19 protein-coding genes are annotated in these 25,996 nt (G+C 71.0%); 11 read left to right on the forward strand and 8 right to left on the reverse strand.

Features of this window, described 5'->3' with window-relative positions:
- Positions 1–428: 428 nt before the first annotated feature.
- From BMH31_RS06005 to BMH31_RS15330, 4 genes are all read left to right on the forward strand, one after another.
- Positions 429–3,272, forward strand: a complete 2,844-nt coding sequence (locus BMH31_RS06005; protein ID WP_099723311.1) for a hypothetical protein — start codon at positions 429–431, stop codon at positions 3,270–3,272.
- Positions 3,269–3,976: an alternate-type signal peptide domain-containing protein gene (locus BMH31_RS06010; RefSeq protein WP_099723310.1), complete on the forward strand. Its 708-nt coding sequence runs from the start codon at positions 3,269–3,271 to the stop codon at positions 3,974–3,976. The genes BMH31_RS06005 and BMH31_RS06010 overlap by 4 nt, the downstream gene beginning before the upstream one ends.
- A complete protein-coding gene (locus BMH31_RS15325; protein WP_143469794.1) occupies positions 3,973–4,878 on the forward strand; it encodes a hypothetical protein in 906 nt (301 codons plus the stop codon). Before BMH31_RS06010 ends, BMH31_RS15325 begins: the two co-directional genes overlap by 4 nt.
- Positions 4,879–4,961: 83 nt before the next feature.
- Positions 4,962–5,783 (forward strand): alternate-type signal peptide domain-containing protein, encoded by an 822-nt coding sequence (locus tag BMH31_RS15330; protein ID WP_143469795.1) that lies wholly within the window; start codon positions 4,962–4,964, stop codon positions 5,781–5,783.
- Positions 5,784–5,964: 181 nt separating this feature from the next.
- On the opposite strand, the gene BMH31_RS06025 is transcribed toward BMH31_RS15330, so the two are convergent.
- Positions 5,965–6,561, reverse strand: coding sequence for a PepSY domain-containing protein (locus BMH31_RS06025; RefSeq protein ID WP_099723308.1), 597 nt, complete (start codon positions 6,559–6,561; stop codon positions 5,965–5,967).
- A 327-nt stretch (positions 6,562–6,888) separates the two neighbouring features.
- On the opposite strand from BMH31_RS06025, the gene BMH31_RS06030 reads away from it, so the two are divergent.
- The 3 genes from BMH31_RS06030 (at position 6,889) to BMH31_RS06040 (ending at position 12,110) form a co-directional block, all read left to right on the forward strand.
- Complete coding sequence (locus BMH31_RS06030; RefSeq protein ID WP_342586141.1) at positions 6,889–9,561, forward strand: LuxR C-terminal-related transcriptional regulator; 2,673 nt, start codon at positions 6,889–6,891, stop codon at positions 9,559–9,561.
- A gap of 204 nt (positions 9,562–9,765) precedes the next feature.
- A complete protein-coding gene (locus BMH31_RS06035) occupies positions 9,766–10,044 on the forward strand; it encodes an HU family DNA-binding protein (protein WP_046454847.1) in 279 nt (92 codons plus the stop codon).
- Between the two features lie 71 nt (positions 10,045–10,115).
- Positions 10,116–12,110 carry a cytochrome c oxidase assembly protein gene (locus tag BMH31_RS06040; RefSeq protein ID WP_199069928.1) on the forward strand — a complete coding sequence of 665 codons (1,995 nt, stop codon included), beginning with the start codon at positions 10,116–10,118 and terminating at the stop codon, positions 12,108–12,110.
- Between the two features lie 42 nt (positions 12,111–12,152).
- Here the strand turns inward: BMH31_RS06040 and dcd are convergent, their stop codons facing one another.
- The 4 genes from dcd to BMH31_RS06060 form a co-directional block, all read right to left on the reverse strand.
- The gene (dcd, locus tag BMH31_RS06045) at positions 12,153–12,758 is read right to left on the reverse strand and encodes a dCTP deaminase (protein ID WP_099723305.1); all 606 of its coding nucleotides are present in this window, start codon (positions 12,756–12,758) and stop codon (positions 12,153–12,155) included.
- Positions 12,759–12,824: 66 nt separating this feature from the next.
- The gene (locus BMH31_RS06050; protein ID WP_099723304.1) at positions 12,825–13,664 is read right to left on the reverse strand and encodes an SDR family oxidoreductase; all 840 of its coding nucleotides are present in this window, start codon (positions 13,662–13,664) and stop codon (positions 12,825–12,827) included.
- 10 nt (positions 13,665–13,674) lie between these two features.
- Complete coding sequence (locus BMH31_RS06055; protein ID WP_099723303.1) at positions 13,675–14,157, reverse strand: MarR family winged helix-turn-helix transcriptional regulator; 483 nt, start codon at positions 14,155–14,157, stop codon at positions 13,675–13,677.
- Positions 14,158–14,192: 35 nt separating this feature from the next.
- Positions 14,193–14,906 (reverse strand): TetR/AcrR family transcriptional regulator, encoded by a 714-nt coding sequence (locus BMH31_RS06060; protein ID WP_099723302.1) that lies wholly within the window; start codon positions 14,904–14,906, stop codon positions 14,193–14,195.
- Positions 14,907–15,038: 132 nt separating this feature from the next.
- Between BMH31_RS06060 and BMH31_RS06065 the strand changes: the two genes are divergently transcribed.
- The 4 genes from BMH31_RS06065 to BMH31_RS06080 all read left to right on the forward strand — a co-directional run bounded on the left by BMH31_RS06065 (position 15,039) and on the right by BMH31_RS06080 (position 22,177).
- Positions 15,039–17,855 (forward strand): MMPL family transporter, encoded by a 2,817-nt coding sequence (locus BMH31_RS06065; RefSeq protein WP_099723301.1) that lies wholly within the window; start codon positions 15,039–15,041, stop codon positions 17,853–17,855.
- Positions 17,852–19,879, forward strand: a complete 2,028-nt coding sequence (locus tag BMH31_RS06070) for a YhgE/Pip domain-containing protein (protein ID WP_099723300.1) — start codon at positions 17,852–17,854, stop codon at positions 19,877–19,879. Before BMH31_RS06065 ends, BMH31_RS06070 begins: the two co-directional genes overlap by 4 nt.
- 129 nt (positions 19,880–20,008) lie before the next feature.
- Positions 20,009–20,977 (forward strand): quinone oxidoreductase, encoded by a 969-nt coding sequence (locus BMH31_RS06075; RefSeq protein ID WP_099723299.1) that lies wholly within the window; start codon positions 20,009–20,011, stop codon positions 20,975–20,977.
- A gap of 60 nt (positions 20,978–21,037) precedes the next feature.
- Positions 21,038–22,177 (forward strand): hypothetical protein, encoded by a 1,140-nt coding sequence (locus BMH31_RS06080; protein WP_099723298.1) that lies wholly within the window; start codon positions 21,038–21,040, stop codon positions 22,175–22,177.
- Positions 22,178–22,189: 12 nt separating this feature from the next.
- Here the strand turns inward: BMH31_RS06080 and BMH31_RS06085 are convergent, their stop codons facing one another.
- From BMH31_RS06085 to BMH31_RS06095, 3 genes are all read right to left on the reverse strand, one after another.
- Positions 22,190–23,239: a lipoate--protein ligase family protein gene (locus BMH31_RS06085; RefSeq protein WP_099723330.1), complete on the reverse strand. Its 1,050-nt coding sequence runs from the start codon at positions 23,237–23,239 to the stop codon at positions 22,190–22,192.
- 66 nt (positions 23,240–23,305) lie between these two features.
- Entirely contained in the window at positions 23,306–24,181 is an 876-nt protein-coding gene (locus BMH31_RS06090; RefSeq protein WP_099723297.1) for an alpha/beta hydrolase, read from the reverse strand.
- 135 nt (positions 24,182–24,316) lie between these two features.
- Complete coding sequence (locus BMH31_RS06095; RefSeq protein WP_099723296.1) at positions 24,317–25,960, reverse strand: amidohydrolase; 1,644 nt, start codon at positions 25,958–25,960, stop codon at positions 24,317–24,319.
- Between the last annotated feature and the right edge of the window lie 36 nt (positions 25,961–25,996).

The raw sequence follows: 25,996 nt of genomic DNA on the forward strand, positions 1-25,996 counted from the left end.
AGAAGGATCGCTTTTGCGTGGTCTCCGAGGCGTTTTCCGTGGTGTTTCGGAGCGGTGCGCGGCTAGTGCGCGCTCGACTCGGTGGAGGTCCTCCGTGGAGTGCGTGCCGCTCCGGCGATCCCGCGCGTGATTCGCAGCTCCGCGATGCTGCAGAGGCGTTGGAAACACTGGGATCGGCGAGTGCCTGCGAGTGCTGATCCGAGCGTTCGGATCCGGTACTGAAGCGGCCCTACGCGGAACCGCGCCTGAGCTACTGAACGGCCGCGCGGTTCGCCGCGGAAACACTGAGTTGGCATATCCGCAGCACCGCAGACCGGGGCGTCCGATTCGGAGTATCGCGCTATTCCCTCGGAGCGGGAATCCGCGAATCTACTGTTGAATTCGCAGACATTATGCGTGAGCGGAATCAAGAAATTGGGGCGGTAGAGATGGTAGCCAAGCACCGAGCGAAGCGCCTGCGGGGCATGGCCTCGCGGTTCGCATCAGGAACGCCTCGTTCGCGGGGACGGATCGCTGCGGCCATCGCGGCGGTGTTCGCACTCGCGGCGGCGCCGCTCATCGTCTCGACTGTCGCTCAGGCGGTGAACTACACGTTCACGATCGACTCGCTCGATGCCTCGACGAACGCGAACAACACCCGGGACGCGAACCCGGGCGACGGCGTGTGCCGCACGGCCGCCGGTACCTGCACCATGCGCGCCGCGCTCGAGGAGTCGAACGCGCTCAAGGCGCCGAAGGGCGCAGTGCTGATCACGGTCGCCGACGGCTTCACCGGCAACATCAGCGCCACCGATGGAGCAGGGCGTATGAACACCGCACGTGTCTCGAACCAGGACGCCGGCGCCCACTTCGAGATCACCGCGCCGGTGACGATCGACCTGAAGAACCAGGTCACCATGCAGACCGCCACTGACACCGGATCGACCGCGTTCCACATCAACGGTCCCGACGTCGAGTTCCGCAACATGTCCTACGTGCTGTCGGGTGAGAGCTCCTTCGTGGTCGGTCCGCAGGCCAACGGTTTCGTGATCGACGGCGGCGAGACCTCGACCGACCGCGACTACTACCCCGAGCGCTTCATGGTGATCCGCGAGGGCGCCAAGAACATCACCGTCCAGAACTACCGGATCCAGGGCTTCTACCACGCCGCGAACGCGACGGGCATCTTCTACTTCAACGCGCAGAACAACACGCCCATCGAGAACTTCACGGTCGACAACGTGCAGCTCACCTACCCGACCGCCACCACCTGCAACTCGTCGAACGGCTCCGGCTGCCAGACCGATGTCACGCAGTTCAATCCGCGTACGCAGAACGTGGTGATCGACGGCTTCGCGTTCAAGAACTCCTCGGTCTCGAACCTGACCTCGCGCGCCGGCTTCCCCTTCTCGAACGGGACCGCGGCGACGAGCGTACGGGCGTCGAACATCGACATCTCGAGCAACAGCTTCATCAACATGGCGGGTGCCGGAACCGGTGTGAACAACGCGTTCATCAGCCTGCCCTTCGGCCCCATGGCCGGAACGAACCGCGTCGAGGACAACACGATCACCCGGGCGAGCTCCGGTCAGACCTTCGGGCTCTCGTGGAACGGCAACACCACGAGCGGCAGCGCCGGTGACCTGAGCATCGCGGGCAACTACTTCGACGGCTACTCGGGAACTTCGGTCTACCTCAGCAACACGGGCGACGTGAACGTCGAGCGCAACACCTTCGGCTCGCGCAGCGCCAGCCAGGCCCGTCCGGCGACCGCCGAGGAGACGCGCGACGGCACCACGTCGCTGCTCGACAACGCGAACAACGCCAACGGCCGGGTCAACACCTGGTTCCCCTCGGCGAACGCGCAGGTGCTCACCACCGATGCGCCGCAGGGCACCGTCGAAGCGGTCTCGCCGCTCGCCGACGACGTGCCGGTCTGCATCGCGACCGTCGACGTGCAGGCGCCGACCGCAACCCCGCTGCCCGCGAGCGTCGTCGACCTCGACGTCTACTGGACGGGCGATCGCACCGCCGAGGTGCACCTCGGCCGCGTCGAGAAGCTGAGCGGCTCCACGGCGACGGTGCAGCTCGCGCTGCCCGTCGGCCCGCAGAAGTTCCCCACGACCGTGGTCGGGGGCACCCAGGACGTGACCATCGTGAACGAGGACACCGGCGTGGCCGGGGGCTACATCCGCCTGCAGACCATCGGTGCCGACTCCGGCCAGTCGTCGCAGTACTCCCGAATCGTGGGCTTCAGCGGCAACTGCCGCCCGGAGCTCACCATCAACCAGGCCGACACCCAGAACGACCCGACCCTGGCCCGCGACCTCCACTACACCGTGAAGTCGTCGCTGCCCCTGGACCCCGAGACCGTGACCACCGAGACGATCGGCGCGACCGCCGCGGCGACCGCTCAGACCATCGACGCGGCCCGGATCAACCCCCGCGCGGTCTCGGTCGAAGCCGTGGCCGGCACCTCGAACCGCGAGTTCGACGTGGTGGTGCGCGCCGACGACTCGGCCGTGGTGACCGCGGCGATCGCCGCGGGCAAGGTGACGAGCCTGGGCGGGCTCACGAACCGCGGCCCGGCGACCAACACCGATGCGAAGATCACCTTCACCAACCCGATCTCGCTGCGGCCCGAGTCGTTCACGCTCGTGACCGGCGAGCCCGACGGCAAGGAGTACGGCTTCCAGCTCGCAGCCGGTGCGCCCACGCCGACCGCGGACCTGGCGTTCACGTCGAGCCTCGACGCGGCCGGCAGCGAGCACGGCGTCAAGCTCTCCACCTCGAGCCCGACGATCCCCGCGGGCAAGACCGCTTCGCAGGACATCCGGGTGACGGCCAGCGAGGGCAACGTGGCGGCGAACACCGCGGTGCTGGTCAACCACTCGGTGCGATCCGACGACCCCAATTACGACCGGCTCGTCGTGCGCTCGCTCGACGTGAAGCTCTTCTCGACCGATCCCTCGATCCAGATCACCAAGCGCGCGTTCGTGGACGTGGCCGACACCTCCTCGCCGGAGCGGATCATGGCGACCGGGACCGAAGCGCTCAGCGGCACGCGACTCACGGACGGCCAGTCGGTCTGCTTCGTCTACACCGTGACCAACATTTCGGCGGACGACTGGGCGACCGTGCTCACCGACGTCACCGTCACCGACTCCGACACCCGCCTCGGCACCGATGGCGTCATCGGCCGGGTGCCCGAGCTGAAGATCGGCGCGTCCACGCAGCTCTCGTCCTGCGGCGCACTGATCCCGGTCGACACCACCGTCGGCGGTGCGGCGTGACCCTCGGGCGCGCGCTCGGCACGGCCAAGGAGCGCGCGCAGCGGCAGCTGCGACGGGTGCGGGGCGACCGCATGCTCGTCACAGGCATCGCGGTGCTGAGCGCCGGGATCCTGGCGGCCGGCGGGGCCGCGGCCTTCGCCCTCTGGCAGGCCCAGGACAGCGTGTCCGGCGGCCGGATCGTCGCCGGTGACCTGAACCTCACGGTCGGTACCGGCAAATGGCAGCAGGTCACGGCCGGCGTCGAGGCTCCGGCCTCTGGCCCGCTGGACGCCGATCCGGCACCGTTCGTGTCGATGCCCGGCGACACCGTCGAGATCGTCCTCCCCGTCACCACCACGCTGCAGGGCGACAACCTCAACGCGCAGCTGCTGGTCGACGCGGGAGCGGCCGCGACGGCCGACATCGAGGCGGGCCGGATCACCGCGAGCTACCGGATCGAGGACGCCGACGGCGTCCAGGCCGGCCCCGCCAGCGGCGAGGCCGAGCTCGGCGAACCCATCTCGGTCGCAGGACTCGAGAGCAGCTCGGCCGGAAGCACCGTCGGGTGGAACGTCGTGGTCACGGTCAACGTGATCGGCGACTACCGCTGGACGGCGGGCAAGCCCCTGCTCGACCTGTCCGCCTGGTCGGCGGACGACATCGATCTCACCCTGCAGCAGGTGCGGTCGGGCGATGGATTCACTTCGGATAGGACAGCACGATGAAGCGCAATACGCGTCTCGGCCTGATCGCAGGGGCGGTCTCCGTCGGCCTGCTCGGTTCGGCTGTCGCTGCGTTCGCGCTCTGGCAGGCGACCGCCGGAGCGTCGACCCCCGGCTTCGCGATCGGCGGCGTGAACTTCTCCGCAGTCGGCGGCCCGAACGGGGATCGCGCGACGTCCGAGGGCGGGGCCCCGGTCACGGTGACGCTTCCGGGCAAGACGGTGATCGAGGTGCTCGAGCAGGACGCCGTGAACGCGGAGCCCGTCATCTGGCGCTTCACCGCGACGGGTTCGGCGCTCGGCATCACGGGCCTCGACTACACCGTCTCGGTGAGCGAGCAGAACGGAAAGGGAGGCAGTTACGATCTCTCCTCCGGCATCGCGAAGCCGGGCACCGTGCTCGAGGGCTCCACCATGAAGGTCTACCGCGCCGCGGCCGGCGGGGATTGCTCTGCCGTCCCGGCGACGCCGAAGCCGGCCGAGGGCGAGAGCCCGCGCAACGTCTACCTGTACGAGACCTCCGACGTGCAACTGCAGGCCGCCGGCGCCGCGCAGGACGGCGCCGAGACCGAGCAGGAGTGGTGCGTCGCCCTCGACTGGAACGACGCGCTCGACGGCATGTACGTCAACGACGTGCAGGTGACGGGGATCGCCGAGAACGGCAGCACCAACGGCGCGATGTCCCGGTGGCACGCCGCGGTCGGCTTCCCGCCGTCGCTCGACCTGATGGGCACCTACCGCAACCGAGCCCTCGTCGAGGGCATCGCGGAGGACACGACGAAGGCGAAGTCCCGCGCCGACTGGCACGCCGACGTCTACCCGGATCCCTCGGGCGAACCCGACATCGTGATCAGCCTCGATCCGATCGTCACGAGCCTGAACCCCGCGATCGATCCCCGCGACTGATCGCGCCCCGCAGACCCGACCCCGTCGACGAGCGCCGACGAGGTCACGACTTCCCGCGCTCACCCACACACAGAAGGAACACCATGACCAACATGTCGAACACCAACGATCAGATCATCATCGTCCAGGAGTCGAAGAAGCGTCGCAAGGGCCTGATCTGGGCCGCCGCCGGCGCCACCGCGCTCCTCGCGGGCGGATCGACCTTCGCCCTCTGGTCGGCGAACGACACCTTCACGGGCGGCACCGTGACCGCCGGTGACCTGAACATCGAGCAGCTCGCCGACACCTCGTTCTGGGACGTCTCGAACGACCGCGTCGACGCCACCGAGACCGTGGGCGCGACCGACGGCTCGCAGCTCGGCCACAAGATCGACGACGTGAAGACCTGGCGTATGGCTCCCGGCGACAAGCTGGCCGCATCGTTCGAGGCGACCGTGACCCTCGACGGCGACAACCTCGTCGGCCGGGTCGGCATCGACGGCCTCGACAAGCTCGACAGCAAGATCACCGGAATGAACTACAGCTACGAGGTCTACTACGGCGACGAGCTGCTCGTGAAGGAGACCGCTCTGCCGACCGAGGCCGACGCGCCGCTGATGTACCTCTCGGCTCCGGTCGCCGGCCAGGCGTCGGGCGCCGATGATGCCAAGAACGGCGTGCTCGGTGCGACCGCTGCCGTGAGCGGCGCCGAGGCCCAGAAGGCCGTCTTCGGCATGCCCGCCACGACCGCCGACCTGAACGTCGTCATCTACGCCTCGTTCTACGAGGACAAGGACGGCGACTTCCGCTACCAGGCCACCGACGCCACCGTTGCGGATCGCACCGACGTCACCCTGGCCGACACCCTCGCCGACCTGACCGTCTCGGTCTCGCAGGTCCGCGACACGGGCGCTCAGTTCAAGTAAGCCCCACCCCGCACCCGGGTCGGGATCGGCGCAGTCTCCGCGCGGATCCCGGCCCGTTTGCCGTTTCCGGGCGCTCTTCGTATGCGATCCGGACGCGTTGGAATGTTGGAATACGGAAACAGCGGAGCCCCGCGGACATCGTCCGCGGGGCTCCGCTGCGTTCGGGTCCGGTCTGCCCGGGTCAGCGATCGACGCCGAGCACGGCGCCGGAGCGGGCATCGATGTCGACCTCGCGCTCACCCTGGTCGGTGGCGACCTCCACCTGAAAGCGGAGCGCATTGTCCGAGTGCTCGAGGTTCCACGAGCGTGCCGCGCCGGGGACCTCCTGCACCGCGCGGGCCATCGCCTCGGCGGGATCGATGAGGTCGGCGATCACGATCTTCGCTTCGGCCTTCGCCTCGCGGTCGAGTGCCTTCGAATCCGAGCGGACGAACTCGCCGGTCGTCGCAGAGATCTCGATCTCGTGCTCGCGGTCGGCCGTCCGGATCTCGAACTGGTAGCGCAGCTCGCCCCGTTCCGTATCGAGCTCGGCCGACAGCAGGTCGCCGGGGACGCGCTTCTGGGCAGTGGCGAGCGCGTCCGCGAGCGACACGGCGGGCTGCTCATCGGCCAGGTCGATCGAGGCCCCCGGCGAGGCGTTCGACGGGGACTCGGAGGCGGTGCTTGTGGGGCTCGGCGAGGGGCTTCCCGCGTCGGAGCCCGGGGCCGAGCAACCGACCAGGGTCGAGCCGAGCAGCAGCGCGACGGTCGCGGAAGCGAGCGTGAGGGGGCGTTGCATTGTGTCAATCTCCTTGAAGGTCCGTAAATGTATTATCTTGCATTTCTAGAATAAGCGAATAAGCTGAGGGTAATCGGGGATCTCGGGGAATTCAGTATGAGGCGCAAATTCGCGTGTATTCATTCTGAGAAGGTCGCCCGATGGGTGTCTATCCCCCTACTGGGCCGGTGTCGCCTACTGAATCTCAAAGGCTGCCGTACCTAATTCGGAAAAACCATGCGCCGAACGCTCGGTGCCTCCATACCATCATCAAGTCCTGCCCGGCTCTCGGGCGCTCTGAAATGCTGACCGGGGAGATGGCGATATTCGGTGAACGGTGGAATCGAAATGGGGGATCTCGACGCGCTGCTGGGAAAAGCTTCGGAGGCGCCCCCCGACGGTGTTAGATTCGGGCCTGAGCCGTGGTGGCGGCGGAAGGCGGGGGAGACAGTGCTGGGTCGTGACCAAGAGTTGGAACGCGTCGTTCGGGTGCTCATGGCGGGCCGGAGCGTCGACGTCGTCGGCAGCCGCGGTAGCGGGCGCACCACGTTCCTGAACGAGCTGCAATCGCGACTCGAGGAAGAAGGCTGGAACGTGCTGCCGGTGCGCGGGATCGCGTCGCTCAAGGCGCACCCGCTGGCCTCGCTCAATCTCTCGACGTTCCTCGGGGCGGAGCCCAGGAGCCAGGCGGCGGGGCTGCAGGAGACCGCTCGAGCGATCCGCGCGCGCCTGCAGCAACCGAGGTCGGTCGTGGTCATCGACGACTGGGACGACCTCGACGAAGCCTCCTGGGGAGTGCTCGAAGCCGTGCGCCGGGACTCCGGGCAACTGGTCGAGCTCCCCGTCGTGCTGACCCGCCTGCGCGGAATGCACTCGGGTCAGACACCCAGCGGCCTCGTCACCTCGGCGGTCGACGCGAGCTATCTGCTCGACCTCGATCCGCTCCGATTCGAATACCTGGAGCAGACGATCGAGCGTCGTCTCGGCGGTCCCGTCGAAGCGGAGACCATGAGCCGGATCTACGCGAAGTCCGGCAGCAACGTGGGCCTCGCGCTCGCGCTCGTCGACGCGACGGCCGAGGAGGGCCGACTGCGCTTTGTCGAGGGGGAGTGGAGCTCCGACGGCGATCTCTGGAGCTCGGCGCTCCGCGACGTCATCGAGATGCACCTGGAGAACCTCGCGCCCGCGGCCCGCGACTCCCTCGAGATCATCGCGATGACCGGAGCCATCGACGTCGGGACGGTGCGCAAGCTCGTGGACTGGGAGACGCTGGAGCACCTGGAGGAACGGGGCATGGTGGTCTTCGTCCCGGGGGCCACGAGCAACCTCGTGACGGTGGTGCCTCCGCTGCTCGTCGAGTACTTCCGGCACGAACCGCTCTCGGCTCGGAGGATCCGCCTGACGGAACTGATCGTCGAGCGGCTCGGCGGGAGCGGATCCGCGACCGCGATGATCGCCGAGCGGTTCAGCCCGCAGGTCATGCAGCAGGACCACGTCTCGATGTTCGCCGGCCTGCTGCGCGAGCGCGAGCGCGCGCAGCGCATCGTCGCCGGCTTCGAGTGGGATTCGCAGCCGAGCGCGGAGACCGCCGTCCGTTACCTCCGCGTGCTGGTGCAGGGGCGGAGCGCCGCGGTCCAGACCGCGGTGCGGAAGCTGCTCGCCGATTCGGCGGGGATCTCCGGTGATCCGGAGAGCCTCGCAGTCCTGCGCGTGCTGCACGCGGAGTGGGTGGGGCACGTCGACGGGAGCTTCGACGAGGCGATGCGCCTGCTGCGCGAGGACCGCGAGGCGCTCGGGGTCTACGAACGCCTGCTGGACGCCGCCGAGGTGCGGATCCGGATCTCGCTGGAGACGGTCCCCAAGGACGCCGGCGAACTGCTCGAGGTGACGGAGGACCTGCCGAACCGGGTGCAGCTCGATCTGCTGGAGACCCAGATGCTCGTGCTCACGAGCCGGTGCCGGTTCTCGGACGCCGAGCGGGTGTACGCCGAGATCCAAGCGCTGGGTCCGAACCTCGACCGGTGGCGCCCGCGCGTCCTGCGCGGGATCGCGCTCGTGGCGCAGGGACGCCCGGAGGACGGGCGCCGGGTGCTCGAGCGCGGGCTGCGCGAGGCGCGGAGCTACCTCAACACCGAGGCGTTCTGGGGGTTCGGCGCCAGCCTCATGCTGTGCCACCTGCTGACGGGGGACGAGACGGCGCTGGGTGAACTGCTCGAGCTGCTGCACGGCGCGGGCGAGCCGATCCCGACTCCGCCCGGGCGGAAGCTCATGCTCCTGACGGCGAGCAGCATCACCGCGGCGAACCGCGGCCAGATGGGTCTGGTGAAGCGGAACCTGAAGGAGGTCTCGGCCCTCGAGAATCCGGACGGCCCGTTCCCCGGCGAGAGCGCGGCCTGGACCCGAGTGCAGGCGCTCGTGCTCGCGGGCAAGCCGCAGAAGGCCGCCGAGGTGCTCTGGGACGCGGGGCGCGTGCTCGTGCAGCGCGGCTCGGTCTTCGCGGGAGTGCACGCCGGGCTGGTCGCGATCGAGATCGAGCCGGGCCCCGAGCGCCTGGAAGCAGTGCTCGCCGATCTCGCACGATTGCCGGAAGCGACCGCGCTGCAGGCGCAGGGGCGCTACGCGGCCGCCCTGGTCTCGGAGGATCCGGACGACATGGAGTCGAGCGGCGACGAGCTGCGCGACCTCGGCGCCCTGGGCCTGGCGGTGGCGGCCTATCGGCACGCCGAACGGTGGTTCGTCGCTCGCGGACGATCGGACGCCCAGGATCGCGTGCAGGATTCCGCGCAGGAGACGCTGAGCCGGGCGGGCGGCGCCAAGCTCGACAGCGCCCGCTTCAACACGACCGACCAGAACCTCTCGAAGCGGGAGCGCGAGGTCGCGACCCTCGCGGCGGCCGGGCTGTCGAACCAGGAGATCGCCGCGAGGCTGGTGCTCAGCGTCCGCACGGTCGAGAGCCACATGCACCGGATCATGCGCAAGCTCCAGATCAGCAGCCGGAGCGCGCTGCCCCAGGTGCTCTAGCGGACCGCTTTGCGTCCCATCACCCCTGAGAAACACGAGCCCGGCGGGTGCCCGAACACCCAAATCGGGCGAAATTCACCGAAATACCGCGGTTTTTGCCGCGGCGTGGGGTAGATTCGGACGCGATCAACCGATCGATCCCCGCATCAGGGGAACTTGCACACGATCAGAGGTCCGCACCCGGCGGCCCTGGGAGGACAGGACATGTCACTGAACAAGACTGAGCTCGTTGCCAAGATCGCTGCCGAGACCGGCCAGAGCCAGGCCGCCGTTGCCAGCGTCGTCGACGGGCTGTTCGCCGCGGTCTCCGAGACCGTCGCCGACGGCGGCAAGGTTTCGATCCCCGGCTGGATCTCGTTCGAGACCGCGACCACCGCTGCTCGCACGGGCCGCAACCCCCGCACCGGCGAGTCGATCGCGATCCCCGCTGGCAAGCGCGTCAAGGTGTCGGTCGGCAGCAAGCTGAAGGCAGCCGTCAAGTAGGTACGGCCTCGAAGAAGCCCCCGGCCCTCGGCCGGGGGCTTCTTCGCATCTGGGCCGCGTAGGCTGGTGCGGTGCCCCGTAATCTGCGCGTGATCGCCCCTGCCGTGCTGCTCGCCGTCGCCCTCGCGACGCTGTTCATCGGACTGAGCATCGGTGGCGGCGCCGACGAGCGCACACTGCTCGATCCGGGCGCCGTCGTGCGCTACGGCCTGCCGATCTCGCGCACCATCGTCAACATCGCCTGCGCCGGCCTCATCGGGGCCGTGGTCACGGCCGTCTGGTCGCTCACCCCGGGCAAGCCCGAGCAGCGCATCGCGCTCGACTTCGCCGCGGCCTCCGGTGCGGTGCTCACCGTCGCCTCCGCCGCGACCCTCCTCTTCGCCTACGTCGACGTCTCGGGCAAGGCGTTCTCGACCGACGCCTCGTTCGGGGCGGGCCTCGCCCAGTTCGTCACCGAGATCGAGCTGGGCCGCCTCTGGCTCATCGAGCTGCTGCTCGCCGCGGCGACCACGGTCATGTGCTTCGCGATCCGCGAGCGCCGCATGCAGTTGCTCGTGCTGGTCGCCGCGCTCAGCACCACCCTCCCCTTCGCGTTCCAGGGGCACGCAGCGGGGGCGTCGGGGCACGCGCTCGCCGTCAACTCCCTCCTGGTGCACCTGCTCGGCGCGGCGGTCTGGCTCGGCGGGCTGCTCACGCTCCTGATCCTTGCGCGCACGGTCGACAAGCAGCGGCTCTCCGAGCTCGTGCGCCGCTACTCGCCGCTCGCGCTCTTCGCCTTCGTCGGCGTGGCCGCGTCCGGCGTCGTGAGCGCCTGGGTGCGCCTCGGCAGCCTCGACGCACTGCTGAACACCGGCTACGGTCAGCTCGTGCTGCTGAAGACCCTCGCGCTGATCCTGCTCGGCGGCTTCGGCGCGATCCAGCGCGAACGCCTGATCCCGCGCATCGCCGGGCCGAAGGGCGGCCGCATCTTCGTCTGGTTCGCGGTCGCCGAGCTCGCCGTGATGGGCTTCGCCAGCGGCATCGCGGCCGCGCTCGGCCGCACCGCACCGCCGGTCTCGCAGGAACCGGTGCGCGACGCCGACACCCTGCTGCCGCCGGCCGAGTGGCTGACGGGCGACAAGCTGCCGCCCGAATTCACTCCGATGAGCTACTTCACGGCCTGGAAGTTCGACCTCGCCTGGGTGCTCGTCTGCGTGTTCGCCGCCGCGCTCTACCTCGCCGGCGTGTGGCGGCTGTCGCGTCGCGGCGACCGCTGGTCGATCGGGCGCACGCTCGCCTGGCTCGCGGGCCTCGCGATGCTGTTCTACACGACGAACGGGGCCTTCAACGCCTACGAGCAGACGCTGTTCAGCGTGCACATGCTCGGGCACATGATGCTGACGATGCTCATCCCGCTCGTGCTCGTGCTCGGCGCTCCGGTGACGCTCGCGCTGCGCGCGACGGAGAAGCGCGACGACGGCTCGTGGGGCGGGCGCGAGTGGATCATGTGGATGGTGCAGACGCCGTACTCGAAGGTCATCACGCATCCGGCGGTCGCCGCGGTGGTGTTCGCGGGCTCGCTCTGGATCTTCTACTTCACCCCGGTGTTCCGCTGGGCCATGACCGAGCACCTCGGCCACCAGTGGATGATCATCCACTTCCTCATCTCGGGCTACCTGTTCAGCCTCTCGATGGTCGGCATCGATCCGGTGCCCTACCGGTTCCCGTATCCGCTGCGCCTCGTGACGCTGTTCGCCACGATGGCGTCGCACGCCTTCTTCGGCGTGACGATCATGACGGGCAACGGGCTGATGCTGGCCGACTGGTTCGGCGCGATGGGACGCACCTGGGGTGCGCCGCCGCTCGAGGATCAGAACCTGGGCGGCGGCATCGCCTGGGGCATCGGCGAGCTGCCGACGCTCGCGCTCGCGCTCGTGGTCACCGTGCAGTGGTCGCGCAGCGACGCCCGCGAGCAGAAGCGGCGGGATCGCGCCGCGGATCGCTCGGGCGAGGCGGAGCTGCAGGAGTACAACGCGATGCTCGCCGCGCAGGCGGAGCGGGACGCGCGGACCGCGCGCAAACGGTAGCGGGCCGGGGTCGGTGAGGCCGACCCCGGGGCTCGGCCCGGGCTACTGCCCCGGCGAGCCCTCCGCGGTGACGGTGACGTCGGTGCGGTGGAAGTTCTGGAACGAGCGCGACGCGGTCGGGCCGCGCTGGCCGAGGTAGCGCGAGTAGGTCGCACCGGCGCCGTAGGGGCGCTCCGCTGCGGACGACAGGCGGAAGAAGCAGAGCTGGCCGATCTTCATGCCGGGCCACAGGCGGATCGGCAGGGTGGCGACGTTCGAGAGCTCGAGCGTGACGTGCCCCTCGAAGCCGGGATCGATGAAGCCGGCGGTCGAGTGGGTGAGTAGGCCGAGGCGACCGAGCGAGCTCTTGCCCTCGAGCCGGGCCGCGATGTCGTCGGGCAGCGAGACCTTCTCGAAGGTGGAGCCGAGCACGAACTCGCCCGGGTGCAGAATGAAGCCCTCGGCGGGGTCGACCTCGATGAGCCGGGTCAGTTCGGGCTGTTCCTCGGCCGGGTCGATGACCGCGTACTTGTGGTTGTCGAAGAGCCGGAAGTAGCGGTCGAGCCGCACGTCGACGCTCGACGGCTGCACCATCGAGGCTTCGCTCGGCGCGAGCCCGATGCGACCGGAGGCGAGTTCGGCGTTGATATCGCGATCTGAGAGCAGCACGGGAACGATCCTACCCGGCGGGACCGTTCCCGTGCCGTGCCCGGAGCGGCTTCGCCCGGGCGGCCCTCAGCCCTGCAGGCCCGCCATGATCTCGCCGAACTTCGCGCGGATCCCCTCCTCGTTCCACGACCACACGTCGTCGCCGCGGAGCACGGCGTCCGCGCCGCCGTCGCAGTAGATGGTCTGGCCGCAGCAGTGGGTGTTCTCGACGGAGGTGAGCCAGAGCAGCAGATCGGCGATGCTCTCGGGGCCCTGGTGGCCGTGGAGCGGCATGGGGACGACCGCGTCGACGAGCGCGGCGCCCTCCGGGGTCGAGAGCAGCTCGGCGGTCATCGGGGTGACGACGGTGCCGGGGCCGACCGCGTTGAGCGGGATCCCGGCGCCCGCCCAGCGGGCGCTCGGAGCCTCGCGGCGCACCCAGCGCGAGATGGCCTGCTTCGACGACGAGTAGATGAGCGTGCCCGTCTCGGGGTTCTGCTCGAGCTGCGCAGCGATGGCGAGCGCCGAGGCCTCGTCGTCCGCGAGCAGGGCGTCGACGAGCGGCGGCGCGACCGGCTGCAGCGAGGCCATCGACGAGATCAGAGCGGCGCGAGGGGCCGCGGATCGGGCGAGCGCGGGCTGCATGGCCTCCAGGAACTCGGTCATGCCGAAATAGTTGACGGCGGCGGTGACGACCTTCGGAAGCGAGAGCCCGGCGCAGGCGATGACGGCGTCGACCGTGCCCCCGGCGAGGCGGGTCGCCTCCTCGGCCGCGGCGAGCCGGCCCTCGGGGGTCGAGAGGTCGCCGGCGACCTCGACGTCGCGCAGGTCGACCCCGATGACGGTGTCGCCGCGGTCGCGGAGCTTCTGCGCGGTCAGACGTCCGATGCCGGATGCGGCTCCGGTGACGACGAAGGTGCGTGCCATGGTGATTCCCTCATTCCTCTCGGTTCCCCGGTGCGGGGTCGGGGCGGAGAAGTCCGCCCACGAATCGGTGCAGCAGCGCTCCGAGCGCGCGCACGTCGGCAGGATCCCAGTCGGCGGTGGCGGCGTCGACCATGCCGACGCCTGCCGAGAAGAGCCTGCGATAGACGTCCTCGCCCGTCTCGGTGAGTTCGACGGTGGCGGCGCGGCGGTCGGCGGGATCGCGGCGGCGTTCCGCCAGCCCGGCCTCGGTCAGCCGGACGACGAGCTTGGAGGCGGACGGGCGTGTGAGGTGGAGCTCGTCGGCGAGGACGCTGGGGCGTGCGCCGCCGCCTTCGACGCCGAGCAGATAGACCGCGCGAACCGCGACGGGATCGAGCGAGACGCCGCATTCGGCGGTGATGCGCCGCTGCAGATCGAGCGAGGACCAGCGCGACATCAGCCGGGTCAGTTCGCTCAGCAGCGCGGCGTGCGGGTGTGTAGCGTCCGGGGCCATGCCCCGACCCTACGCCGAATGGTTGCCTGGGGCAACTAGTTGGGCGGTTGCTCCGCGCCCTCCTCGCCGGATGCGGCGACCGGCTCGGTGATCGCGAAGAGCAGGTCGGCCGTGTGCCGCCCGAAGCCCGTCAGTCCGTCCGGAGCGTCCGGGCCCTGCAGCGCGGTCGCCCGCATGGCCCGCTCGAAGAAGTCCGTGAGGATCCCGAGCGCCCGTTCGATCGGAAGCACGAAGCGGCGCCCGGCGGCGCCGACCAGGCGTTCGATCACGGGTGCCATCTCGGCGCACACCTCGACCGAGAACTGCACGTGGCGCGGCGCGAGCTCGGGATCGCGCAGCGCGAGCAGCAGGAACTCGGTCTCGAGCACGTACCAGGTGGTCGCCTCCTCGCCGGTCTGCAGGAAGTCGGCGAAGAACTCGGTGACGAAGGCGGCGAGGTCGTCGCGGTCGAGGGTGCAGCTGCGCTGGCGCAGCTCGGGCATCGAGCGCTCGGCCGCCGCCTCGAGCGCCTCGAGGCGCTTGCGCAGCTCCTGGCTCAGCAGTTCGAGGAACAGCTCCTCCTTGGTCGAGAAGTTCGAGTAGAAGGCGCCGCGCGTGAACCCGGCGCGCTGGCAGATCTGCTCGACGGACGCGGCGCCGAGTCCGATCTCGGCGAACACCTCGAAGGCCGCGGCGAGCAGGCGTGCGCGGGTCTCCTGCCGCCGGGGCGTGGTCGCGGCGGACTCGTCGTCACGTTCTGCGGTGCGCATGCTCACATCCTCTCAGTGCGCGGGTCGCGGCCCGGCGTTCAGGCGGCTCGAAGCCGATGTGGATACAGTACTGTATCGAAACGGATACACTCCTGTATCGAAACCGCTTCGCGATCCTCACGGAAGGACGCCATGTCGTCGATGCTCTACGCGCTCGGGCGCTTCGCCGCCCGCGCGCGCACCCTCATGCTGCTGCTCTGGATCGCGGTGCTCGCCGTGCTCGGCACGGGGGCCGCCGTCTTCGGGCAGGGCGCCAACGCGCCCATCACGATCCCCGGCACCGAGTCGCAGCAGGCGCTCGACTCGCTCGCCCGCACCTTCCCCCAGGTGAGCGGCACGAGCGCCCAGATCATCGTGGTCGCGAAGGACGGGCAGCGCGTCGACGAGCAGCCCTATCGCGGCGAGATCGAGCGGGCCGCGAAGGCGCTCGAGGGCGTGGACGACGTCAACGCCGTGCAGACCCCCTTCGGGCAGGTCGCGGCGGGCCTCGCGAAGGACGGCAGCGCCGCGCTCATCACCGTGCAGTTGAAGGGCACCGCGAGCGAGGTGCCGAAGGCGACCCTCGACGAGGTGAAGCACGCGAGCGACGCGCTGGCGAAGGAACTGCCGAGCGGCGCGAAGGCCTCCTACGGCGGCGAGGTGTTCAACATGTCGGTGCCGGGCATCAGCCCCACCGAGGCCATCGGCGTGGTCGTCGCCTTCGTCGTGCTGATCCTCACCCTCGGATCCCTGCTCGCCGCGGGCATGCCGCTGCTCATCGCGATCCTCGGCGTCGGCGTCGCGATGGCGGGCATCATCTTCACCACGGCGTTCGTGCCGCTCACCTCGACCACGCCCATGCTCGCGCTCATGCTCGGCCTCGCCGTCGGCATCGACTACACGCTGTTCATCGTGAGCCGGCACCAGGAGCAGCTGCGCGCCGGCGTCGACGTGCGCGAGTCCATCGCTCGCGCCACCGCGACCTCCGGCTCCGCGGTGGTCTTCGCCGGGCTCACCGTGATCATCGCGCTCGTCGGGCTCAGCGTCGCGGGAATCCCGTTCCTCACCGCCCTCGGCGTCGCGGCGGCCGCGGCGGTCGCCATCGCTGTGCTCATCTCGGTCACGCTCACCCCCGCGATCCTCAGCATGGCGGGCGAGCGGATCCTGCCCCGCAAGCAGCGGAAGCAGCGCGCGGCGCTCGCCGCCGGACCGCTCGCCGCCCAGGGCGCCGGTACCGCGCACGGCCCGGCCGATGCCGGCGCCGGCACGGACGCGCGCGGCGTCGCCCCCGCGGTGCCGAAGACCCGGGCCGAGCGGTTCTTCGGCGGCTGGGTGCGTCTCGCCACCAAGAAGCCCATCATCACGATCGTGGCGGTGCTGCTCGCCGTCGGCGCCGCGGCGATCCCCGCGCTCGACCTGCGCCTCGCCCTGCCCGACGCCACCGCGCTGCCGGCCGATGACCCGGCCCGCGTCACCTCCGAGCTCACCTCCGAGCACTTCGGCGCCGGCGCGACCGGACCGCTCATCCTCACCGGATCCATCGTCGCGAGCAACGACCCCGTCGGCCTCATGAACGACCTCGCCGACGAGGTGCGCTCGGTGCCCGGCGTCGCCGAGGTGCCCCTGGCCACGCCGAACGCGACCGCCGACACCGGCATCATCCAGGTGGTGCCCGAGGCCGGCCCGCACGCCGAGAGCACCGCGAAGCTCGTCGACGCGCTCCGCGCGAAGCACGACGCGTGGGAGCAGAAGTACGGCGTCAGCCTCGCCGTCACCGGCTTCACCGCCGTCGCCATCGACGTGTCCAACCTGCTCGCGCAGGCGCTGCTGCCCTTTGCCGTGCTCGTGGTCGGCCTCTCGTTGATCCTGCTGGCCATGGTGTTCCGCTCCGTCTGGGTGCCGATCAAGGCGACGCTCGGATACCTGCTCTCGGTCGGCGCCGCCTTCGGCGCGGTCGTGGCCGTGTTCCAGTGGGGTTGGTTCGCCGACCTCCTGCACGTCCCGACCACCGGCCCCGTGCTGAGCTTCATGCCGATCATCCTCATGGGCGTGCTGTTCGGCCTCGCCATGGACTACGAGGTGTTCCTCGTCTCCCGCATCCGCGAGGAGGTCGTGCACGGCGCCGATGCGCAGTCCGCGATCCGCACCGGCTTCGTGGGCTCGGCCCGCGTCGTCACCGCCGCTGCGATCATCATGTTCGCCGTATTCGCGGCCTTCGTGCCCGAGGGCGATGCGAGCATCAAGGTGATCGCGCTCGGCCTCGCGGTCGGCGTCTTCGTCGATGCGTTCCTCGTGCGCATGACCCTCGTCCCCGCCGTGCTCGCCCTGCTCGGCGATCGCGCCTGGCGCATGCCCCGCTGGCTGTCCCGCGTGCTGCCGGTGTTCGACGTCGAGGGCGAGGGACTCGCCCGCGAGCTCGCTCATGAGAACTGGCCGCCCGACCAGCCCGATGCCCGGATCGCGGGCGACGAGCTGCTGCTCCGCGGCGGTGCCCGCGTCGCGAGCTTGCGCGTCGGCCCCGGCGAGGCGCTGCGCATCGACCCGAAGCAGCCCGGCGGCATCGCGCTCGCCGAAGCGCTGAGCGGTCGATCCCGCATCGTCGCCGGCACCCTGCGCGTCACCGGGCTCCTGCTGCCCGAGCGCGCGGGATCCCTGCGCCGGCGGGCGGCCTGGGCGACCCCGGCGACCGTGCGCGAGGCGACCGGAGACCGCCCCGAGCTCCTCGTGCTCGACCTGCGGGGCGGCGCCACGGAGGCCGGAGCTCGCGAGATCCGATCCGCGCTCACCGCCGCCGGGGTCGAGGCCGCCGGATCCGCGACCGTCGTCGTGATCGCCGACGCCGCGCTCGCCGCGGCCGCGCTGCCCGCGGGCACGACCCTGCGCGAAGCCCGTGCCGGGGTCGTCGAGGCGGACGATGCCGAACGGGCGGACAGCCCGGAGACCGCCGCACTGATCGGAGGAGACCGATGACCCCGGACCCGACCGCGACGGCCGGACGCCGCATGACCTGGCGCACCGTGCTCGGGCTCGTGCTCGTCCCGCTGACCGTCGCCGGACTCCTGCTCTGGGGGCTCTGGAACCCCGACGACCGGCTCGGCGAGATGCAGGCCGCGGTCGTGAACCTCGACGAGCCCGTCACCGTGAACGGCCAGATGGTGCCGCTCGGTCGCGTGCTCGCCGGCAAGCTCGTCGGCGAGGCCGGGGCGAAGAGCGACGACGGCACCAACTTCACGTGGGTGCTCACCGACGCGAAGGACGCCGAGCAGGGCGTCGAGGACGGCCGCTACGCCACCTCCGTCACCATCCCGAAGAACTTCTCGTCCGCGGCGACCTCGCTGTCGAAGGCGCCCGCGGATGCCGAGCGCGCGACCATCGACATCGCGACGAGCGACCGCGGGCGCCTGCTCGACGGCACGCTCGCGCAGGCGGTCACCCAGGTCGCCACGAGCACGCTCAACGAGCAGCTCGGATCCCAGTTCGTCGGCAACGTGTTCGTCGGCATGAACCAGTTGCACGACGGCGTCGGTGACGCTGCGAAGGGCGCGCGCGGGCTCGCGAGCGGCGGCGCGCAGCTCGCCGACGGCGCGAAGCAGCTCGCGACCGGGACGGAGCAGCTCGCCACCGGCACCCAGCAGCTCGCCACCGGTGCCCAGCAGCTCGCCGACGGGCAGGGCGCGCTCGCTTCGGGCGTGCAGCAGTACACCGCGGGCGCGTCGACGCTCGCGCAGAGCTACGCCCCGCTCGGGCAGGGCGCGAAAGCCGCGGTCGGGCAGCTCAAGACACTCGTCGGGGCGCTGGGGCAGTTGCAGGCCGACAGCGCGGAACCGGGGAAGCAGCTCCAGGACGGGTTGACGCAGGCCGGTACTGCGGCTGCGCAGTTCGGGGACCAGAAGCAGGGCTTGGTCGTCGACTGCTACACCTCCGGTGCGTCGAAGGACTTCTGCGATCGCCTGGCGCAGACAGCGGCGGGAGTCGGGGCAGGCCTGGGCACGGCGAGCAAGGGTGCCGCGGGACTCCAAGCAGCGAACGCCAAATTCGCCAAGACCGCCGCAGGCGGCTCCGGCAGCACCGGAGGCGATCCCGCCGCGAAGCTCGACCAGCTCTCAGCCGGGCTCGACCAGTTCGGCGCGGGCCTGAACGAGTTCGCGTCGCAGGGAGGCGAGCTCGCCTCGGGCGCGGCGCAGTCGGCGTCGGGCGCCGCGCAGCTGAGCACGGGCGTCGGGCAGCTCGCCGCGCAGACGCCGGAGCTCGCGAAGGGCGCGACGCAGCTCGCCGACGGCACTCGCAAGTCGGCCGACGGCGCGACGCAGCTCGCGAGCGGCCTCGACACCGCGGTCGCGAAGATCCCCAACTACTCGAAGGGCGAGCGCGAGACGGTCGCCGACACGGCCGTGCGCCAGGTCGAGGCGAAGGGCGACAGCGCCCTGTTCTCGTCCGCGGGCGCTCCGCTCTTCGCGGGGATCGCGCTGTGGGCGGGCGCGCTCGCCATGTTCCTCGTGCTCGCACCGCTGTGGCGCCGCGCGCGCACGGCAGCGCGTTCGGTGCCCGCGATCGCGCTGCGCAGCGCCTGGCCGGTCGCGCTCCTCGGCGCCGGGCAGGGCGCGTTGGCCGGCATCCTCGTGCCGATCGCGCTGAAACTCTCGCTCGGCGAGGGCGTCGGGTTCTTCGGGCTCGCGATCCTCGCCGGCGCGGCGTTCGCGCTGCTCGTGCAGGGGATCGTCGCCCGCTTCGGCGGCCTCGGCCGGTTCCTGGCGTTCGCGCTGCTCGTGGTGACCCTTGCGGCCGGCGTCGTGTCGACCGCGCCGGGCGTCCTCCGGGCGATCGGTGACGGCAGCCCCGTCGGCGCGGCGCTCGGTGGGTTCCAGGCGGTCGTCTCGGGCGGCGCCGGTGCCGGGGGCGCGATCCTCGCGCTCGTGCTGTGGGCGCTGGGCGGCCTCGCGCTGACGGCGTGGGCGGTCGCTCGGGATCGCCGGGCGCACGCCCCGACCTCCTGACCCGGTTCCCACCCGGCCGCCGTCGAGTGAACGCGCGTACAGGAAAAGCAGCCGCATATCCTGTACACGCGTTCACTCGACCACTGAGAATGACGGAATAGCCGCGCGGCGGCCCCGGTTGCACTCGGCATGACGATGCGCGCGGTGGTGGCAGGGCAGGCAGGCGGACCCGAGGTCCTCGAGTGGCGTGAGGTCGCCGACCCGGTCGCGGCGCCGGGCGAACTGCTCGTCGAGACCGCGGCGGTGGGGGTCAACTTCATCGAGACCTACCAGCGCTCCGGCGTCTACCCCGTGGAGTTCCCCTTCATCCCCGGCGCAGAGGCCTCGGGTACCGTGATCGCGGTCGGCTCGGATGTCGCGGGGTTCGCCGTCGGCGACCGGGTCATCACGGCCGAGGCGAGCTCGACCTATGCGGAGCGCTTCGTCGTCGCCGCGGAGCGGGTCGCCCGGCTGCCCGAGTCCATCGACCTCGCCGATGCCGCGGCGATCCCCCTGCAGGGGCTCACGGCGCACTATCTCGCGACCTCCTCGGCGCACCCGAGGGAGGGCGACACGGTGCTGCTGCACGCCGGCGCGGGCGGCGTCGGCCTGCTGCTCACGCAGTTGCTCACGGCGCGCGGGGTGCGGGTGCTCACGACGGCATCGAACGATGAGAAGCGCCGCCTGAGCCTCGAGGCGGGCGCCGCCGAATCGTTCGGCTACGACGGCTTCGCCGACCGGGTGCGCGAGCTGACGGGCGGCGCGGGAGTCGCGGTCGTCTACGACGGCGTCGGCAAGGACACCTTCGACGATTCGCTGCGCGCGCTGCGGGTGCGCGGCGAGTTCGTGCTGTTCGGCGGCGCGAGCGGCCAGGTGCCGCCGTTCGACCTGCAGCGTCTGAACGCGGGCGGATCGCTGTCGATCACCCGACCCTCGCTCGGCCACTTCCTGCTGACCCCCGAGGAACGATCCTGGCGCTACGGCGAGCTGTTCGCAGCGCTCGAGGCCCGCACTCTGCAGTTCCGCATCGGCGAGACCTTCGACCTCGCCGACGCCGCCGACGCGCACCGGGCTCTCGAGGGTCGCGGCACCACGGGCAAGGTCGTGCTGGAGGTCTGAGCCGGGCCCGCCGCCCACCCTCACCGGGCGCTGATCCGCACCGCGCCCTAGGCTGTTCGGATGAGCACCCGATCCCCGAAGCCAGACGACTTCCCCTGGATCGGCGACGCCGCGCGTTGGATGTGGCTCGTCGAGCGGGTTGAGGGGGGCTTCGGCGAGCAGCTCGACCCCGGGACCGGCGAGGCGCTCCCCGCGCTCAGCCACACGGTTCCGTCGGGCTACGACGCGCTCGTGCGGATCCTGCACCCGTTCGCGCGCTCGCGGCCGGCGACCGGCACCTGGGACGAATACCGTGCAGCGCTCGAGACGACCGACTACGAAGCCTGGCCGGACTCGGTCTCGGAGGACGTCGTGCGCTGGCGCGACGTCGCCGCGGCGCACGGCCGAGCGTTCGCGCCCGGCTCGCTGTCGCACGAGCTGCTCGGGGTCCCGTACGGCGAGGACCCGGAGCGCGAGTCGGCCGACGGCTGGGAGTACTCGACCCCGATGGAGGGCTCGCCCGACGAGCAGGAGTTCGTCGCCGTCGCGCGGATCCTCGCGGAGCGTACCGAGACGCCGGATCGCGGCGTCGTCGCGGTGTGGGAGGGGTACGGCGGACTCGTGAGCGCCCAGGGGGTCGGGTTCTACACGTTCGTGCCGGGCGAGGGGCCGGGGACGGCGCCTCCGCGCGGTCCACGCTGGTGGCGGAGGCTCGTGGACCGCGGCCGCATGCGTCGGGCGAGGTTCACGAGCGAGCGCGAGCACTTCGGCACGGGCCCGGCAATCCGCGATCTGCTGCAGGGCCTGCTGACCTGGGACCGCGGCGACACCACCTTCGCGCCGTTCGCGGGCGCGCTGCAGCAGCGCCCCGGCAGCGGGATCCTCACCCGCGAGGCGGCGTCGGGGCCTCGGCTCGACCTGCCGGGCCGTGCCTACGTCTGCTTCGAAGCGGGCGCGCGCGACTTCGCCGATCCGGCGTGGCCGTTGCGCGCGCCGTGGATGGAGGCCGAGCAGGGCTTCGGGACGCGGCTGCCGAACCTGCTGTGGCCCGAGGGTCGCGAGTGGGTGCTCGTCAGCGAGATCGACTTCGACTCGACCCTCGTCGCCTGCTCGCGCGCGTGCGCGGACGCGCTGCTCACGAGCCTCGACTTCGAGGCGGTCGAGATCACGCGCGACACTCCGCTGTGGTCGACCGTCGCAGGCGACGCCGACGAGGAGTAGCGCGCCGCCGGCCTACGGCACCCGGCGGATCCACTCCTCGGTGAGGAACTTCTCGGTGACGAGCCGCTCGGCGGCGTCGTACTCGCCCTCGGTGACCTCGCCGACGGTGCCGCCGTGGCGCTGCTGGAACACCGCGATCATCTTCTCGATGATCTCGGTGCGCGTCAGGCCGGTCTGGCTGCGCAGCGGATCCACGCGCTTCTGCGCGCTCGCCGTGCCCTTGTCGGAGAGCTTCTCGCGCCCGATCCGCAGCACCTGCGTCATGGCCTCGGCGTCCATGTCGTAGGCCATGGTGACGTGGTGCAGCACGGCGCCCGACCCGAGGCGCTTCTGCGCGGCGCCCCCGATCTTGCCGTGCGGGCTCGAGATGTCGTTGAGCGGCTTGTAGACGGCGTCGATGCCGAGCGCCTTGAGCGCCTCGAGCACCCACTCGTCGAGGAACGCGTACGAGTCGGCGAAGCTCATGCCGCGCACCAGCTCGCCGGGCACGTAGAGGGCGTAGGTGATGCAGGCCTCGGGCTCCATGTACATCGCCCCGCCGCCCGAGATGCGGCGCACGAGCTGGGCGTCGCGTGCGGCGAGCTGCGCCTCGTCGACCTCGTTCTTCACCGACTGGAAGCTGCCGATGAACACCGCGGGGCGATCCCACTCCCAGATGCGCATCGCGGGCCCGCGCAGCCCCTCGCCGACGGCGGTGGTGAGCACCTCGTCGAGCGCCGCGTTCATTACGGGTGAGATGGGCGGCTCGTGCAGGATCTGCCAGTCGTAGTCCCGCCAGTGCGCGGCCCCGGTCATCGCGCGGCGCACTGCGACGCCGACCGACTCGGGCGTGAACCCGAGCAGGTGCACCTCGCTCGGCAGCGCGGCGCCGATGGCGCTCGCGAAGTCGTCGATCGTGCTGTTGGGGTTCAGCCCGTCGACCGCGCGGTTGATGCAGTCGAGCGCTTCGTCGGGTTCGAGGAAGAAGTCGCCGGACAGCCGGAAGTCGGCGATCTTCCCGTCGCTCACCTCGAAGTCGACCACGACGAGCTTGCCGCCGGGAACCTTGTACTCACCGTGCATGGACATGTCGCCAGGATACGCCCGACGGCCTCTCGTCGGGTATCGATCGGGGTGTTGCCGGGCGGGCTATTCGTCGCGCGGGAAGCGTTCGAGCAGCCAGGTCAGGATGTCGACCGTGATCTGCTCCTGGTTCGTCTCGTTGAGGATCTCGTGCCGGGCCTCGGGATAGATGCGCAGCGTGACATCGCGCAGCCCGCGCCTGCGGTAGGCCTCGGCGAGCTTGCGGATCGAGTCCTTGCGCGAGAGCGGATCCTCGCTGCCCGAGGCGATGAGGAGCGGCAGTGCGGGATCGAGGCCCTTGGCCGGGGTTCCTGCGAGCCGCAGCGCATCGGCGACGCCCCACAGCTTCATGATGTCGGCGGCGAAGCAGAGCGGGTCCGCGGCGAAGGCGTGCCCGACCTTGAGATCGCGGCTCAACCAGGCGAAACCGCCCGTGGGGTCGTCGTCGCGCCAGGCCCGGTTGAGATCGCCGGACTCCATGTCGCCGACGGTGCGGTACGCGCTCCCGCTCAGCACGAGGGCGTCCCAGGCGTGCGGTTCGCGGTTCAGGATCCGCTGCGCCATGAGCGAGCCCCAGGAGTGCGCGAACATGATGACCGGCAGCTCGGGATCGCGTTCGCGCACGATTCCGGTGAGCTGCAGGACGGCGGCCTCGGCGGCGCGGAGTCCGCCGGGCCCGAGCTTGCCGAGCTGCGCGTGATCGCCGTCCCACTGGGTGAGGCCGGTACGGCCGTGCCCGCGGTGGTCGTCGGCCACCACGGAGAATCCGGCGGCGACGAGCGCCTCGGCGAAGCGGGCGTAGCGCAGCGCGTGCTCGCCGACGCCGTGGGCGATCTGGACCACCGCGTGCGGGTGCTTGGCCCGCCACTCGTACGCGAAGATCTCGATCCCGTGCGCATCGGTGTAGCTGAACTCGGTGGGCGCGGACGCATCGCTCGTCATGCGCCCATTCTGCTGCGTGCACCTGGGGCGCGCCAGTGCGCCGCCCGGACGGAATCGAGCGGGCCCGGATCATCCATTCTCCCGAGGAGAAGGATGATCCGCGCCCGCTCGATGGCGCTCTCGACGCCGCGTGCCTCAGCGGGCGTCGTGCGCGGGTGCCCCGTCGACCAGGGTGAGCACGGCCGCGGTGTCGAGCAGCGCCTCGGGCGCATCGCTCAGCGGGTTCGCGTCCCACACCACGAGGTTGGCGCGTGCGCCGCTCGCGATCCGCCCCACCTCGTCCTCGCGCAGGGTCGCGGCCGCGGCGCCGAGGGTGAGCGCCTCGAGCGCGTCGGCGGGCGTGAAGACGCGCTGCGGCTGGTACGGCTCGCGCGAGCGGTCGAGCACCGACTTCGCGGTGAGCGCGATGAACAGGTTGTTCGGCGCGTAGTGCGGCGCGGTGGGCGCGTCGGTGCCGAGCGCGAGGCGCACGCCTGCCTCGCGGAACTTGTGCCACGGGAACCCGGTGTGCGCGCGCTCGTCGCCGAGCACCGCCTGCCAGTTGTCGAGGATCGCGGGGTCGCAGTGCACGGGCTGCATGGACGCGGTGACGTCGAGCGCGGCCATGCGGGCGATCGTGTCGTCGGCGACGGACTCGAGGTGCTCCACGCGGGGGCGGCGGTCGGTGCGGGGGCCGTTCACACGGATGCACTCCTGGACGGCGTCGAGCGCGATCGCGCTCGCCTCGTCGCCGATCGCGTGCAGGGCGAGCTGCAGTCCCGCGGCGTCCGCCGCGACGGCGACGGGCAGCGCCGACTCGCGGTCCCAGATGGGGCCGGGCAGGGCGCCGTTCGCGTACGGCGCGCGCATGGCCGCCGTGCAGGCGTCGATCACGCCGTCCATGATGAACTTCACGCCGACGATCCGGAGCCAGGCGTCGCCGTGCGCGGCGGCGAGCTCGTCGCGGGCTCGGACGATCTCGTCGATCTGGGCGATGTCGGCCTCGGGGTCGCCCGTCGCGGTGAGCAGCCAGTGCGCGTTCACGGGGAAGGGGAGCCGGCCGTCGCGATCCAGCATGCGGCGGTAGGTCGCGAGGTCCGCGGGCCCGAACGACATCTCGGTCGCCCCGGTCACGCCGGTCTCGAGGTAGGCGGCGAACGCCTTCGCGAGGAACCGGTCGCGGTCCTCGTCGGTGGCGGCGTCCGCGAGGAAGTCCCACGCGTACTTCATGGCGGCGGTCTCGAGCAGGAATCCGGTCGCGTCGCCGTTCGCGTCGCGCACGATCTCGCCGCCGACGGGATCCGGCGTGTCGCGGTCGATGCCCATCGCCGTGAGCGCCGCCGAGTTCGCCCACACCGAGTGCAGGTCGTTGGCGTCGAGCAGCACGGGTACGTCGGCGACGGCGGCGTCGAGCGCGGCCGCGGTGGGGCGCTCGCCCTCGGGGAAGATGTCGAACAGCCAGCTCGTGCCGAGCGCCATCGGCGCGTCGGGCGCCGCGGCGCGGGCCGCCGCGAGCCGCCGCTGCACCTCCTCGATGCTCCCGGCATCGCGCAGCTGCACCTTGTCGAGGGACTCGCCGAGCATGAGCATGTGGGAGTGCCCCTCGATCAGCCCGGGCGAGACGAACGCGCCGCCGAGATCGACCTCTTCCGCGTCGGAGCCGGCGGCGAGCCGCACCGCGTCGAGATCGCCGACGGCGATCACCCGGCCCTCGCGCACGGCCACCGACTCGCGGGGTGCGAGGTCGGCGTCGCCGGTGAAGACGGATGCGTTGCGGTAGATCGTTGCGGCAGAGGTCATTGCTGGCTCGCTTTCTGGTGCGTTCGGAACGGGGAA

Source organism: Leucobacter sp. OLIS6 (assembly GCF_002752355.1).
In the GTDB taxonomy this organism is placed as follows: Bacteria; Actinomycetota; Actinomycetes; order Actinomycetales; family Microbacteriaceae; genus Leucobacter.

Excerpts from the sequence above, each read along its gene's own strand:
- BMH31_RS06060 (WP_099723302.1), bottom strand. The coding sequence starts at position 14,906 with ATGCGCACCGCAGAACGTGACGACGAGTCCGCCGCGACCACGCCCCGG.
- BMH31_RS06080 (WP_099723298.1), top strand. The coding sequence starts at position 21,038 with ATGAGCACCCGATCCCCGAAGCCAGACGACTTCCCCTGGATCGGCGAC.
- BMH31_RS06075 (WP_099723299.1), top strand. The coding sequence starts at position 20,009 with ATGACGATGCGCGCGGTGGTGGCAGGGCAGGCAGGCGGACCCGAGGTC.
- BMH31_RS06085 (WP_099723330.1), bottom strand. The coding sequence starts at position 23,239 with ATGCACGGTGAGTACAAGGTTCCCGGCGGCAAGCTCGTCGTGGTCGAC.
- BMH31_RS06065 (WP_099723301.1), top strand. The coding sequence starts at position 15,039 with ATGTCGTCGATGCTCTACGCGCTCGGGCGCTTCGCCGCCCGCGCGCGC.
- BMH31_RS15325 (WP_143469794.1), top strand. The coding sequence starts at position 3,973 with ATGAAGCGCAATACGCGTCTCGGCCTGATCGCAGGGGCGGTCTCCGTC.
- BMH31_RS06025 (WP_099723308.1), bottom strand. The coding sequence starts at position 6,561 with ATGCAACGCCCCCTCACGCTCGCTTCCGCGACCGTCGCGCTGCTGCTC.
- BMH31_RS06090 (WP_099723297.1), bottom strand. The coding sequence starts at position 24,181 with ATGACGAGCGATGCGTCCGCGCCCACCGAGTTCAGCTACACCGATGCG.
- BMH31_RS06055 (WP_099723303.1), bottom strand. The coding sequence starts at position 14,157 with ATGGCCCCGGACGCTACACACCCGCACGCCGCGCTGCTGAGCGAACTG.
- BMH31_RS06070 (WP_099723300.1), top strand. The coding sequence starts at position 17,852 with ATGACCCCGGACCCGACCGCGACGGCCGGACGCCGCATGACCTGGCGC.
- BMH31_RS15330 (WP_143469795.1), top strand. The coding sequence starts at position 4,962 with ATGACCAACATGTCGAACACCAACGATCAGATCATCATCGTCCAGGAG.
- BMH31_RS06030 (WP_342586141.1), top strand. The coding sequence starts at position 6,889 with ATGGGGGATCTCGACGCGCTGCTGGGAAAAGCTTCGGAGGCGCCCCCC.
- BMH31_RS06050 (WP_099723304.1), bottom strand. The coding sequence starts at position 13,664 with ATGGCACGCACCTTCGTCGTCACCGGAGCCGCATCCGGCATCGGACGT.
- BMH31_RS06005 (WP_099723311.1), top strand. The coding sequence starts at position 429 with ATGGTAGCCAAGCACCGAGCGAAGCGCCTGCGGGGCATGGCCTCGCGG.
- BMH31_RS06035 (WP_046454847.1), top strand. The coding sequence starts at position 9,766 with ATGTCACTGAACAAGACTGAGCTCGTTGCCAAGATCGCTGCCGAGACC.
- BMH31_RS06095 (WP_099723296.1), bottom strand. The coding sequence starts at position 25,960 with ATGACCTCTGCCGCAACGATCTACCGCAACGCATCCGTCTTCACCGGC.